This window comes from Frankia sp. CcMO1, assembly GCF_977945845.1.
Map to the genome: position 1 here is coordinate 1 of NZ_CDWTMG010000068.1, position 13,505 is coordinate 13,505.

Annotated in this window: 12 protein-coding genes and 1 pseudogene; all 13 read left to right on the forward strand. The window is 71.4% G+C overall.

Features of this window, described 5'->3' with window-relative positions; all coding sequences use genetic code 11:
- Positions 1-405: pseudogene (locus tag AC08OU_RS10890) on the forward strand (hypothetical protein); the annotation flags it as partial.
- Between the two features lie 338 nt (positions 406-743).
- Positions 744-2,060, forward strand: coding sequence for a phosphoribosylamine--glycine ligase (gene purD / locus AC08OU_RS10895; protein ID WP_476600484.1), 1,317 nt, complete (start codon positions 744-746; stop codon positions 2,058-2,060).
- A 3-nt stretch (positions 2,061-2,063) separates the two neighbouring features.
- Positions 2,064-2,588 carry a 5-(carboxyamino)imidazole ribonucleotide mutase gene (gene purE / locus AC08OU_RS10900; protein ID WP_462186408.1) on the forward strand — a complete coding sequence of 175 codons (525 nt, stop codon included), beginning with the start codon at positions 2,064-2,066 and terminating at the stop codon, positions 2,586-2,588.
- Positions 2,585-3,892 (forward strand): adenylosuccinate lyase, encoded by a 1,308-nt coding sequence (gene purB, locus AC08OU_RS10905; protein WP_476600489.1) that lies wholly within the window; start codon positions 2,585-2,587, stop codon positions 3,890-3,892. Before purE ends, purB begins: the two co-directional genes overlap by 4 nt.
- Before the next feature lie 99 nt (positions 3,893-3,991).
- Positions 3,992-4,903: a phosphoribosylaminoimidazolesuccinocarboxamide synthase gene (locus AC08OU_RS10910; protein ID WP_462186410.1), complete on the forward strand. Its 912-nt coding sequence runs from the start codon at positions 3,992-3,994 to the stop codon at positions 4,901-4,903.
- Between the two features lie 107 nt (positions 4,904-5,010).
- The gene (locus tag AC08OU_RS10915; RefSeq protein ID WP_476600491.1) at positions 5,011-5,412 is read left to right on the forward strand and encodes a hypothetical protein; all 402 of its coding nucleotides are present in this window, start codon (positions 5,011-5,013) and stop codon (positions 5,410-5,412) included.
- A 200-nt stretch (positions 5,413-5,612) separates the two neighbouring features.
- Positions 5,613-6,773, forward strand: a complete 1,161-nt coding sequence (gene panC / locus AC08OU_RS10920; RefSeq protein ID WP_476600493.1) for a pantoate--beta-alanine ligase — start codon at positions 5,613-5,615, stop codon at positions 6,771-6,773.
- A 2-nt stretch (positions 6,774-6,775) separates the two neighbouring features.
- Positions 6,776-7,246, forward strand: coding sequence for an aspartate 1-decarboxylase (gene panD, locus AC08OU_RS10925; protein ID WP_476600495.1), 471 nt, complete (start codon positions 6,776-6,778; stop codon positions 7,244-7,246).
- A complete protein-coding gene (locus tag AC08OU_RS10930; protein WP_476600497.1) occupies positions 7,243-8,955 on the forward strand; it encodes an L-aspartate oxidase in 1,713 nt (570 codons plus the stop codon). Before panD ends, AC08OU_RS10930 begins: the two co-directional genes overlap by 4 nt.
- Entirely contained in the window at positions 8,952-9,965 is a 1,014-nt protein-coding gene (gene nadC, locus AC08OU_RS10935) for a carboxylating nicotinate-nucleotide diphosphorylase (RefSeq protein ID WP_476600499.1), read from the forward strand. Before AC08OU_RS10930 ends, nadC begins: the two co-directional genes overlap by 4 nt.
- On the forward strand, positions 9,965-10,717 hold the full coding sequence (locus tag AC08OU_RS10940; RefSeq protein ID WP_476600501.1) for a type III pantothenate kinase: 753 nt from the start codon (positions 9,965-9,967) through the stop codon (positions 10,715-10,717). Before nadC ends, AC08OU_RS10940 begins: the two co-directional genes overlap by 1 nt.
- Positions 10,718-10,899: 182 nt before the next feature.
- Positions 10,900-11,817 (forward strand): SGNH/GDSL hydrolase family protein, encoded by a 918-nt coding sequence (locus AC08OU_RS10945; protein ID WP_476604830.1) that lies wholly within the window; start codon positions 10,900-10,902, stop codon positions 11,815-11,817.
- Positions 11,818-12,046: 229 nt separating this feature from the next.
- A complete protein-coding gene (locus tag AC08OU_RS10950) occupies positions 12,047-13,006 on the forward strand; it encodes a (2Fe-2S)-binding protein (protein ID WP_462202848.1) in 960 nt (319 codons plus the stop codon).
- The last annotated feature ends 499 nt before the right edge of the window (positions 13,007-13,505 follow it).

The following is a 13,505-nucleotide window of genomic DNA, read 5'->3' on the forward strand; positions in this document are numbered from 1 at the left end:
CCCGCGCCGGACCTGAGCGAGGGCGGGGCGACACGGGCGGCCACGGACCCGGCAGCCCGGGCAGATCGGGCGGACCCGGGCGAGGCGGCCGTCGACCCCGGTCGCCGCCGGCGTTGGCCGGGACGGCGGGAACGGCTGCAGGCGTGGCCGCTGCTGTACTGGCGCTGCGAGAACTTCCCGGCCGCAGGGCGGTCGCTGCACCTGTTCGTCGAACCGGGTGGGCGCGCCTTCGAGGGCCGCGACGATCCCGCCCCGCTGACCGTGCTCGGCCGGGAGGTCCGGGTCTGGCCGGTCGACGCCGCCGCCATCGTCGCGGGCATGGCCGAGGTGGACGCACGCCGCTGCGCGCTGCACCTGGTGCACGGCATGGCCCACCTGCTCTGGCGGTCGGGCGTCGGGCTGTAGCCGCTCAGCGCGGATCGTCCCGGGTGACCGGCCGGGAGTCACCGGCACCGACCGGGCACGACGCGCACGATGATCAGCACACCCGCTACTGTGGAACTGTGACCCGACCGAACTGCGACGACGCGATGCCCCAGGCGGGGTTCGCCGGTTCGCGACGGCACCCGCGCCCGGTCCGGATCTCCGTCCCGGCGCCGCGCGCCGGGGACAACCGGTGACGGCCTCCACCGACCCCCACGTCCCCCGCGCACGGCCGTGGCGGCGACGCGGCCCGGTCCGCCGGCATTACCGGGAATCCGCCGCCGCGCACCGGGCCGCTGCTTGCGTCGCGAGGTGAACTGATGAAGGTTCTTGTTGTCGGCTCCGGCGGCCGTGAACACGCGCTGTGCCGGGCGCTCGCCCGCGATCCCCGGGTCGGCTCGCTGATCTGCGCGCCCGGAAACGCCGGGACCGCCGAGCTCGCCGATCCCCGCCCGCTCGCCGTCGCCGACCCGGACGCCGTCGCCGACCTTGCCGAGGCGGTCGGCGCGGACCTCACCGTTATCGGTCCGGAGATGCCGTTGGTAGCCGGGGCCGCCGACGAGCTACGCGCCCGCGGCCTCGCGGTCTTCGGCCCGAGCGCGGCCGCGGCCCGGCTAGAGGGCAGCAAGGCGTTCGCCAAGGAGGTCATGCGCGCCGCCGGGGTGCCCACGGCGGCCTCTCGCGACCACACCGAGATCGAGCCCGCCCTGGCCGACCTGGACGTCTTCGGCCCGCCGTACGTGGTGAAGTACGACGGGCTCGCCGCCGGCAAGGGCGTCACGGTAACCGAGGATCGCGACGCGGCCGTCGCCGCGGTCCGCGCGAGCCTGCGCGGACCGGACGACCGGGTTGTCCTCGAGGAGTACCTCGACGGGCCCGAGGTCTCCCTGTTCGCCGTGGTGACCGAGTCCGGCGCGGTCCTCCCGCTGCTGCCGGCGCAGGACCACAAACGGGTCGGCGACGGCGACACCGGCCCGAACACCGGGGGGATGGGCGCGTACACCCCGCTGCCCTGGGCCTCGCACGGCCTGCCGGCGGAGATCGTCGCCACGGTGATCCGGCCGACAGTGGCCGAGATGGCCCGGCGCGGCACCCCGTTCACCGGCCTGCTCTACGCCGGGCTCGCGCTGACCACCCGCGGCCCGCGGGTAGTGGAGTTCAACGTGCGCTTCGGTGACCCCGAGGTGCAGGCCATCCTCGCCCTGCTCACGACGCCGTTGACGGACGTGCTCTCCGGCCGGCGGGCACCGGTGTGGCGCTCCGGCGCGGCGATCAGCGTCGTCGTCGCCGCGCACGGCTATCCGGCAGCACCCAGGCTCGGCGACCCGATCCGCGGGCTCGCCGCCGCCGGTGCACTGGCCGGCGTCGACGTCCTGCACGCCGGTACCCGGAGGGAGCCGGATGGCCGGGTCGTCTCGGCCGGCGGCCGTGTGCTGTCCGTTACGGCCATCGGCTCCAACCTGGAGTCCGCGCGAGGATCGGCCTACGAGGCTGTCAGCCGCATCTCGCTGCCCGGCGCCCATTACCGCACCGACATCGGAGATCCGTCCCGGATGCGCCACGCGGCCGACGTCCGTCGAGCGGACGTCGCGTCCGGCGAGGATCCCGCAAGACATAGAAAGAAAAAGAAGGAGTAGACCGTGTCGCAGAGCACCCCCGGGCCGGGCCATCCCCAGGTGGCGATCGTCTTCGGATCACCGTCGGACACCCAGACCATGAGCAAGGCCGGCGCCACCCTGGAACGCTTCGGTGTGCCCTACGAGCAGGTGTCGCTGTCGGCGCACCGCGCGCCGCGCACCCTCGCCGACTACGTGGGTCAGCTGCGGGCCCGCGACATCTCGGTGGTCATCGCCGGGGCAGGCCTGGCCGCTGCGCTGCCCGGCACCATCGCGGCCCTCACCACGCTGCCGGTAATCGGCGTGCCGATCTCCGGCGGGGCGCTGGACGGCATGGACTCGCTGCTCGCCATCGTGCAGATGCCGCCGGGCGTCCCGGTCGCGACCGTGGGCCTGAACAACTCGACGAACGCGGCGATCCTGGCGATCCAGATCCTGGCGCTGGCCGATCCCGATCTGGGGCTGAAGCTGGCCGCGTTCAAGGACGAGTTCGAGCAGGCCGCGGCGGACGGGCTGAGCGCGGCGGCCGCGGCCGGCAGCCAGTCATGATCGGCCGTTACACCCTGGCGGAGATGGGCCGGGTGTGGTCGGAGGCGCACAAGTACGAGCTGTGGTGTCGCGTCGAGGTGCTGGTCATGGAGGCGCACGCCGCCGCGGGCCGCATCCCCGCCGATTCCGTCGAGCCGGTCCGGGCCGCCCCCGCTCCGACGCCCGAGGCCGTTGCCGAGGTGGAGGCCGTCACCCAGCATGACGTCATCGCCTTCCTGACCGCTTGGGCCGACCGCACCGAACCCCGGTCCGCCGCTGCCTACGCGCACTTCGGCATGACCTCCTCAGACCTGCTCGACACGGCGCTCGCGCTGCAGCTGGTCGAGTCGACCGACCTGCTGCTCGCCCGGGCGGACACCCTCGTCGCCGCGCTGCGCGACCTCGGCCTAGCCCACCGGAACACCCTGCGGGTCGGCCGGACGCACGGCATCCACGGCGAGCCGACGGTGTTCGGGCACCGCGTCGCGGACCTGGCGTTCGGGCTCGCCCGCTGCCGCGACCGGCTGCGCGCGGCCCGCGCGGACGTGGCCGTCGCCAAGATCTCCGGCGCGGTCGGGACGTACTCCAACATCGGCCCCGACGTCGAGGCCTATGTGGCCGACAAGCTGGGCCTCACCGCGGCCCCGGTGGCCACCCAGGTCGTGCTGCGCGACGGCATCGCCTCCTGGGTCGCGGCGCTGGCCGGGCTCGCGACCGTCTGCGAGGCGGTCGCCCTGGAGGTCCGGCACGGCCAGCGCACGGAGGTCCGGGAGCTGTCCGAGCCGTTCGGCTCCGGGCAGAAGGGCTCCTCCGCGATGCCCCACAAGAAGAACCCGATCATGTCGGAGCGCATCGCCGGGCTCGCCCGGATCGTCCGGGCGCAGTACGTCCCGGTGCTGGAGGGCGTCCCGCTGTGGCACGAGCGCGACATCTCCCACTCCTCCACCGAGCGCATCGCGCTGCCGGACGCCGCCACCGGCGTCGACTACCTGCTGCACCTGACGACCCGGCTGGTCACCGGGCTGGTCGTGGACACCGCACGGATGCGGGCGAACCTCGATGCCACGGGCGGGCTGGTCTACACCTCGGCGGTGCTGCTCGAACTCGTCGAGACGGGGCTGTCCCGCGAGGACGCCTACGCCGTCACCCAGGCGGCGGCGATGGAGACCTGGCAGACCGGCGTGCCGTTCCGGGAGACGCTGCGCAAGCACGCCGGCGACCGCGGCCTGGCCCTGGACGAGGCCAGGCTCGACGAGGTGAGCCGGCCCGAGCGCTACACCAAGCGCCTCGGCCCGGTCTTCGACGCCTTGACGGCCCTCACCTGACCCGCGCGCCCCCGCGCCTGACCCGCCGCACAGCGGCGCAGGCATGGCGCGGGACCCCGCCCCGCAGGTGCTGTTGTTCTCCCTGGGTACGGTCGGTGTATGCCGCTGACACATGAGGAGTTCGCCGGGCTCACCCACCTGGGTTCGGGCAAGGTCCGGGAGCTGTTCGCGGTCGGGGACGACGCCGTGCTGCTGGTCGCCAGCGACCGCATCTCGGCGTTCGACGTGGTCCTACCGACCGAAATTCCCGACAAGGGAGCCGTTCTCACCGGGCTTTCGCTGTGGTGGTTCGACCAGCTCGCCGACCTGGTCCCGTCCCACGTCGTCAGTTCGAACGCCGATGAGTACCCGGCCGAGCTCGCTCCGTATAGGGAGCAGCTGCGCGGCCGGTCGATGCTGTGCCGACGCCTGAACATGGTGCAGATCGAGTGCGTCGCCCGTGGTTATCTGACCGGCAGCGGGCTGAAGGACTACCAGCGCACCGGCGCGGTCAGCGGGCATCCCCTGCCCACCGGGCTGGTGGACGGCAGCAAGCTGCCGGCACCGATCTACACGCCGTCCACGAAGGCGCCGATCGGTGAGCACGACGAGAACATCAGTCGGGCCGACGCGGCCGGCCGGATCGGCACCGAGCTCGCCGCCGAGCTCGAGCGGCTGACCCTGCAGATCTTCGGCCGGGCCAGTGTCCTCGCAGCCGAGCGCGGCATCCTGCTCGCTGACACCAAGTTCGAGTTCGGTCATGACACCCAGGGCACGCTGCGGCTCGCCGACGAGGTCCTGACCCCGGACTCGTCCCGGTTCTGGCCGGAGGACACCTGGCGGCCCGGAGCCTCCCAGCCGTCCTTCGACAAGCAGTACATCCGCGACTATCTGACGAGTACCGGCTGGGACAGGACCGCGCCGGGGCCGGAGCTGCCCGCGGACGTCGTCGAGGCGACCCAGGCCCGTTACGTGGAGGCCTACGAGCGACTGACCGGCATCTCCTTCAAGGACTACCTGTCCACCGCCTGACCGCGCTCACACCGCGAACAGCACGAGAAGTTATCTTCTGGATACTATAAGTTCATCTTAGGTTCTCTCCTAGAAGGAGATCGAGATATCGAGAGAGGTGAGCTGCCATGGCCACGAAGACGGACACTCCGCCACGGGCACGGCCACAGCCGCACCGGGAGGACACGGACACCTCTGCCCCTGAGCGGGACCAGCAGCAGCCGGCCCCGCCCACGGGCCCCAAGCGGTCGCCGGGCACATACACCTTCACGGTCCGGCTACCGCTGCTCACGTCGCGGTTCGAGGTTGGACGAGGTACGAGCACGCAGTGGCCGTCGCTGGGCAAGGGCACCTACTACCTGGGGCTCGGCGGGCTCGCCGCGGCCTCGATCATCGAATGGCCGGTCGCGGCGGCGATCGCCGCCGGCACCTACGTCGCGCAGCACACCCGTCCAGGAGCCTCCACGCCCTCTTCCCCCCAGGAGGCCGAGGCCCCTGAGCGGGCCGAGCCCGCGCACACCGGGGCCTGAACTCCGGTGGGCTCGCCGCCCCAGCGAAGTATCATATAACGCCACAAAACAACAAATTGCACCTTCCGGAGTGAGCAGAGGGCTTCGTTCGGGACGATCGCCCGAACGAAGCCCAGCTCACAGAGGAGGGCAGCAACCATTGCAGCCGAGTTACAGTTGCCAACGACGTCCGGTACCCCATCCGAGGACTGGAACGGATCATGACTGCTGTTTTCTCCACCACGCCCGACCGCCCATCGACGGGATCCCGCGATCAGGCGGCCACCGCCACGGCCCCCTCCGCTAGGAGCATTGCCCCCTCCGTCCGGCCCAGCACGCTCCCCGGCTCGGGCAGTCCCGTCCTGGCCAGAGACCGGGCCGAGCTGCGCGCCGCGCTCGCCGCGCTCGACCGGCAGGCCACCATCGCCCGGCAGAGTGAGGCCGGTCTGCCTGCGCCGGACGACGCGCCCGCGCGGGCGGCAGCCGGGCACGCGCGCCCGACCCACGCGCGCCCGACCAGGGCCGTCGTCATGACAATGGGAGCGCTGCACGAGGGCCACGCCTCGCTGCTGCGCGCCGCCCGGGCCCAGGCGGACCAGGTGGTTGCCACGATCTACGTTAATCCGCTGCAATTCGGCGCGGGTGAGGATCTCGACCGGTACCCGTGCACCCTGGCCGCCGATCTCGACGTGTGCGCGCGGGAGGGGGTCGACCTCGTCTTCGCCCCCCGGATGATCCACGACTCGCCGCCGCTCGTCCGGTTGCAGGCCGGGCCGCTCGGTGAGCTACTCGAAGGCGCAGCCCGTCCGGGCCATTTCGATGGGATGCTGACCCTGGTGGGGACCATGCTCCACCTGGTCCGTCCGGACCTGGCGTTCTTCGGGCGCAAGGACGCCCAGCAGCTGGTCTGCATCCGCCGGATGGTCGCGGACCTCGCCTTCGACGTCACCGTGATCGGTGTGGAGACCGTGCGCGAGCCCGACGGCCTCGCGCTGTCGAGCCGGAACGTCTATCTGACCCCCGAGCAGCGGCGCAGCGCGCTCGCCCTGTCCCGGGCGCTCGCCGCCGGGGCCCGGGCCCAGGCGGGCGGGCAGGACGCCGTGCTCGCGACCGCGCGGAAGGTTCTGGCCGCCGCGGACGGGGTGGACGTGGACTACCTCGCCCTGGCCAGCCCCGACGATCTGCGTCCGATCCGGAGCGGTCCCACCCTGCTGCTCGTCGCTGCCCGGGTGGGCACCACCCGCCTGATCGACAACATCGACCTCGTCCTGCCTCCGGAATCCCCGGCGCCGGCCCCCACTGGGTCTCCGGCATCCGCCGGGTCTCCCGCCCTCACCCCCCGACCGGACCGTCCCGCCGACCGCGATCACCCGGGAGCCTGACCGTGTTGCGCACCATGCTCACCGCCAAGATCCACCGTGCCACGGTCACCCAGGCCGATCTGCACTATGTGGGCTCCGTGACGATCGACGCGGACCTGCTGGCCGCCGCCGACCTGCTGCCCGGCGAGCAGGTCACGATCGTCGACATCAACAACGGCGCCCGGCTGGAGACGTACGCCATCGCGGGACCGGCGGGAAGCGGGATCATCGGTATCAACGGTGCCGCGGCGCGCCTGGTCCAGCCGGGCGATCTGGTGATCATCATTGCGTACGGGCTCATGGACGACACCGAGGCGCGCCGGCACGTCCCGAAGGTGCTGTTCGTCGACGCGGCAAACCGGATCATCGGGCACGGCGACGACCCGGCCGAACCGCTCCCCGGCGACCCGTCGAGCCTGCGTGGCGACATCCCGATCGGCATCCCGGTACCTGCGGCCGCGGCGGCGGTCCGATCGGCCGTGGCTACGCAGTGACCGTGCTACCTTGCCGGCTCGGCGCGCCCCGCCCGGGATGGCTGCGCGCCGCGGACGTCGTCGTCATCGGTTCGGGCATCGCCGGGCTCACGACGGTCCTGCACCTGCGCCGGGCGCTGCCCGCCGCCCGGGTGCTGCTGGTGACCAAGGCACGCCTCGACGCCGGGTCGACCCGGTGGGCGCAGGGTGGGATCGCCGCCGCGCTCGCCGCGGAGGACTCGCCCGAAGATCATCTCTCCGACACCCTGGTCGCCGGCGTCGGGCTGTGCGACGAGGACGCAGCCCGAGTACTGGTCCGCGACGGACCGGCGCGGGTACGTGAGCTCGCCGAGCTCGGCGCCCGGTTCGATCGGACCACCGACGGCTCGTTCGCCCTCACCCGGGAGGGCGGCCATCTACGCAACCGCATCATCCATGCGGGTGGGGACGCCACCGGCCTGGAGGTGGAACGCGCCCTGATCACCGCCGTCCGGGCGGATGAGAGCGTCGAGGTCATCGAACACGCACTGGTCCTCGACCTGCTGCTCGACTCCGACAGTCGGGCCGCCGGCGCCACCCTGCACGTGCTGGGGGAGGGCAGCCGGGACGGCGTCGGCGCGGTGACGGCGGGCGCGGTGGTCCTGGCGACCGGCGGGATGGGGCAGATCTTCGCGTCGACGACCAATCCCGGCGTCTCCACCGGGGACGGGGTGGCGCTGGCTCTGCGCGCGGGCGCCGTCGTCGCGGACCTGGAGTTCGTCCAGTTCCACCCGACCGCCCTGTGGCTGCCCCCGTCCAGGCCGGGCGCCGTCGCCGACCTGCTCGGGGGCCAGCAGCCGCTGGTCAGCGAGGCCATGCGGGGGGAGGGTGCCGTTCTCGTCGACGCGGCCGGCGAGCGGGTGATGGCGGGCGTCCACCGGCTGGCCGACCTCGCGCCGCGCGACGTCGTCGCCAAGCAGATGTCGCGGGTCATGGCGGCCCAGGGGGTCGATCACCTGTTCCTGGACGCCCGGAGGCTGGGCGCGGCGACCATCGAGCGGCGGTTCCCCTCGATCACCGCGCGCTGCCGGTCCGCCGGCATCGATCCGGTCGCCAGGCCGATCCCCGTCGCGCCGGCCGCCCACTACGCCAGCGGCGGAGTGCGCACGGACCTGTGGGGCCGCACGAGCGTGGCCGGCCTGTACGCCTGCGGGGAGGTGGCCTGCACAGGGGTGCACGGCGCCAACCGGCTCGCGTCGAACAGCCTGCTGGAGGGGCTGGTCTTCGCCGCACGCATCGCGGAGCACCTAGCCGGCACCGCGCCCGGCGGCCGGCACGGCGGCCAGCGCGGCGCCGCCATCCCCGCCGCGCCGGTGGTCGGTCGCGGCAGTGGTCTGACCGACCCCGCCGAACGCGCGGAGCTCGCGCGCGCGATGACCGACGGTGCCGGGGTGCTGCGCAGCGCGGACAGCCTGCGGGCGACGGCGAAGGTACTGGCCGGTCTCGGGGACCTGCGGGTCAGCGGGGCGACGGTCACGGCCGGGCCGCCGGCCTGGGAGATGACCAACCTGCGCACGGTTGCGACGGCCCTCGCCGCCGCCGCCGCCATCCGGACGGAGACCCGCGGGTCCCATTGGCGGGAGGACTTCGGTGAGCGGGACGACGAACACTGGCTCGGCCGGATCCTCACCCGGCTCGATCCAGAAGGGGAACTGATCGTGGACGTCGAGCCCATGCGCGGCTCGCGGTGAGCGGTTCCGCCGGCGTGCCCGGCGGACGGCTCTCGCCCGCCACCCGCAGTGCCCTCGCCTCGGCCGGCCTCGACCCGGACGGGGTGGTGGCCCTGGTCGGCCGCGCGCTCGTGGAGGACCTCCCGGTCTGGGAGGAGAACGAGGTGACCGGCCAGATCGGCGCGGTCGACGCGACCTCCGAGGCGACGGTCGACCCCGCCCTCGTCGGGCACGGCGCCATCGTCTCGCGGGCCGCGGGCGTCGTCGCCGGCCTGCCGGTCGCCGCCGCCGTCTTCGAAAGCCTGCTCGGGCCGGCCGCGACCGTCACCCTGACCGCTCGCGACGGCGACCCTGTCCCGCCGGGCACCACGGTGGCCTACGTCAACGGGCCGGTCCGCGGCCTGCTCACCGCCGAACGCACCGCGCTGAACCTGCTGTGCCACCTGTCCGGGATCGCCACCCTGACGCGGGCCTGGGTCGACGCGGTCACCGGCACCGGTGCGGTGATCCGCGACACCCGCAAGACGCTACCCGGCCTGCGCGCGCTGGAGAAGTACGCGGTGCGCTGCGGGGGCGGGGTGAACCACCGCATGTCGCTGACGGACGCAGCCCTGATCAAGGACAACCACGTGGTCGCGGCGGGTGGCGTGGCGGCGGCGTTCGCCGCGGTGCAGGCCCGGTTCCCCGGGCTGCCCGTCGAGGTCGAATGCGACACCGTCGACCAGGTCGCGGAGGCCGTCGATGCCGGATGTGATCTCATCCTCTGCGACAATATGTCGCTGGCGGACCTGCGGACCGCGGTCCAGCTCGCCCGTCCGGCCGGGGTGCGGCTCGAGGCAAGCGGCGGCCTGACCCTGCGAACGGCGGCGGCGGTGGCAGCCGTCGGCGTCGACTATCTCGCCGTCGGCGCCCTGACCCATTCGGCGCCCGCTCTCGACCTCGGCCTCGATCTCGCCCTGGATCCCGATCATCGCCCGGGATCGGCCACCGCGGGCCCACCGATCGAGGGTCTGATCGTGGAGGAATCCTGATGCTGCTCGCCATCGACGTCGGTAACACCAACACCGTCGTCGGCGTGTTCGAGGGTGAACACCTCGCCGGCTCCTGGCGGGTGCGCACCGACCCGCAGGCGACCGCGGACGAACTGGTGCTGCTCTACCGCGGCCTGCTCGGCGAGTACAAGGTCACCGGTGTCTCGATCTGCTCGACCGTTCCCGCCGCGCTTCGAGCCCTGCGCCGGATGGCGGTCCGGGCCTTTCACGACATTCCGGTCGTCATCGTCGAACCGGGGACGCGGACCGGGGTTCCCATCCTCATCGACAATCCGAAGGAAGCCGGCGCGGACCGCATCATGAACACGCTCGCCGCGCACCACCTCTACGGCGGGCCGGCGATCGTCGTCGACTTCGGCACCTCGACGAACCTGGACATCGTCTCGGCACGCGGCGAGTTCATCGGCGGAATCTTCGCACCGGGCATCGAGATCGCGCTGGACGCACTCGCGTCCCGGGCGGCCCAGCTCCGTAAGGTGGAACTGGTCGCGCCACGTTCCGTCATCGGCAAGAGCACGGTCGAGGCACTCCAGTCCGGCATGATCTACGGCGTCGCCGGTCAGGTGGACGGCCTGGTACGCCGCATCCGGGCCGAGCTCGGGACGGATGCGGTGACGATCGCCACCGGGGGTCTCGCGTCCGTGGTCATCAAGGAAAGTGAGACCCTTGACCGCCACGAGCCCCATCTGACACTCATCGGCCTGCGTCTCGTCTTCGAGAAGAATATCTGATCCGATCCCGACCGGGCTCGTTCAGGCTCGTTCGGGCTGCATTACGGCGACCAGGATAATTACGACGATCGCGCATCTCCGGGGCTTCGACCGGTCCAGCGGATTAGGCAACCGACTCTGCCGAGCGACAGCCGCCGGGTTCGACGGACCGTCCTCCCGCGACTCGGTTACGATTCCGTGCCATGCGGGACCGAAGCTCGGGAACACAGCCCGGCGTATCGTCACATCCCGGCAGCGGATACTTCACTCATCCCTTTCTTGTCACCGCGATGGCAGCATTCCTGTTCGCCGCGGTTCCGATTACGTACGGTTGGGGTGATCCGGCTTCGGCCGGTCCGCAGCCCCGTACCCTGGCCGTGCTGGGCGACTCCTACTCCTCGGGGGAGGGCAATCCTCCCTTCGACTCGCTGGCCCCCCAGTGCCGGCGGAGCAGCCAGGCCTGGCCACGACTGCTGGGCGGTATGGGATCGGGGGTCACCGTCTCGCTGTTCGCCGCGTGTTCCGGAGCCACCACCGGCGCCCTACACGAGTCGTTCAAGGGCGAGAAACCCCAGCTGGCCCAGCTACGTGCACTGGGCCGGGCCCCAGACGTCGTCACCATCACCATCGGCGGCAACGATGCCGGATTCGGCAAAGTCATCTTCAGTTGTTATGCGTGGAGATGCTTCTGGGATGGCAACGACCGCCGCGAGCGCGATCTTGTCACCAAGGAACTTCCGGGTGTCCTGAGCACCAACTACGCGGCGGTGAAGGCCGCCGCCCCGCATTCGCGGATCATCGTGGTCGGCTATCCCTACATATTTCCGGGCAACCAGCTCAACAACATCTGTACCTGGCTGACCAACAGGGAACGTCGACAGCTGACGAGGCTGAACAGACAGCTCGACCAGGTCATCAGAAAAGCCGCGTCGGATACGAGAGTGGAGTTCGTCTCGACGGATCGAGCGCTACGCGGTCACAAAATCTGCACACCGGACCCGTGGGTGGCTCCGGTCAATCTGTTCGGACCGACACGTGATCTGAGCGCGCACCCCACCATGCACGGGCAGCAGGCCATCGCCGAGGCCGTCCAGCGCCATCTCGCCACGGACAGCTGGTGACGCGGGCCGACCAGCCCGGCAACCGCGCGATGTCGACCCACCCATGATGCCGGCCCGATGACTCGTGGGCATAGCACTGATGGCGGCTCCAGTTGACGCCAGACATGAAGTTAGGCTTACTTAAAGTCATGCTCATGCTCACGCCACTCTGCGAGAGATCCTGCACCCTGGCACAGCTACGCCCGGCCCAGCCGCGGCACACCTCCCGGTCCCGGCAGTGAAGCGGTCGGTGAACGAACGCCGCACCGGCTCGGCGGCGTCCCCGGCGGCGCCTTCCAGGGAAGTAGTCCCCGAGGGGACGGCGCCGGAACTCTCCGGGGGTACCGTCCAGTGCGCCGAACCACCGTTCGAGGCAAGCCTGCGGGACCTCGCCGAGGTGCTGGAGCCGCGCGGTGTGCAGTTCGGGATGCCGGACGGCCCGAGCTGGGCCGACTGTGCCTTCCTGACCGGACCAGCAGGCGTGGCCGAGGCGCTGGCCCGGGTGGGCGCCGCACACGGCGCCAGCCCGGAGGTCGCCGCGAGCTACCTGGCGAACTGGTACTCGGCGAACGTCGCCGCCCCGGCCATCGCCTGTTTCGTCCTCCTGCACCGGGTGCCGGCCCTGACCCCGGCAACGATGTCCCTACGCGCCCTCGACGGCGGCTGGTTCGACCAGACCGCGTTCCACCGGCCGGCCATGACCGTCCTGGCGGATGACCCGATCGCGGGGGGCGCCACCGCCGGAGACGGGGTGAATGCCCGGATCGGCGTGGTCGGGGATGTGGTCGGGGACGTCGCCGCGTTGCGTAGTCGCCTGGTCGAGGAGGTGCTCGCGCATCTCCAACCGTTCGTCGAGGAGCTGCGGGGACGGGTCCGGCTCGGCCTTCCGGCGCTGTGGGGGGCGGTGGCCGCACAGTGCGCCCGCGCCTTCCTGCTGACCGAGCGCGCGACCGGCGATCCCCACCTCGGCCGAGTGGAGGCCGACGCCTTCTTCTCCCGGGCTACTCCCACCATGCGGGCCCGGCCCCGTTGGCACGAGTTCGTCCACCACGGCCGGCGGTACACCGGCATACGCCGTGGGTCGTGCTGCCTGGCCTACCGGCTTGGTGACGACTACTGCACCTCGTGTCCCTTTACCGGTGACCAGGATCGCGAGGAACGGCTGCGCGCCTGGGTCGACACGCAGGGCAACGGAGGACTTGCGGTCTGAGAATCACCCGAAGCACAGCCCGAGTATGCGCACGTAAAGTAGTTACTCACAAGATGCAAGCAAGATCTGTCGCTGAAACTCCCCAGGGCGGCGACAATGAGTAACATTGACAACGCAAAACGATATACATGTGAGTTGAATCACAACAAGATACACCTCCTCATCCACTACCGTCGGTAGCATCGGCGAGGAGGCTCACCGAAGTGGGACGCACCGCTTGACGCGTCCCACCTCACCGTACGCCCGACCGGAGACGTCGCGAAGCGGGCGGCGTCGTTCTGCTCTTGGCGGAACGACGTGACGGAGTCATGGCTGGTCGGCCACGGTTGCCTTAGACGTCTCCGCTGGTCGGACCGGTACTTGCGCCGGTCCGCCGCCCACGACGATGTGGACGGTGCCGGCGGGTAGGTTTCTGTTCGATGCGTGAGGACATGCCTCGGCGGAGCTAGCATGCGGATACCGGCTGTCGTGTGGTCGGTCGCAGCTCGAAGGAGCGCAC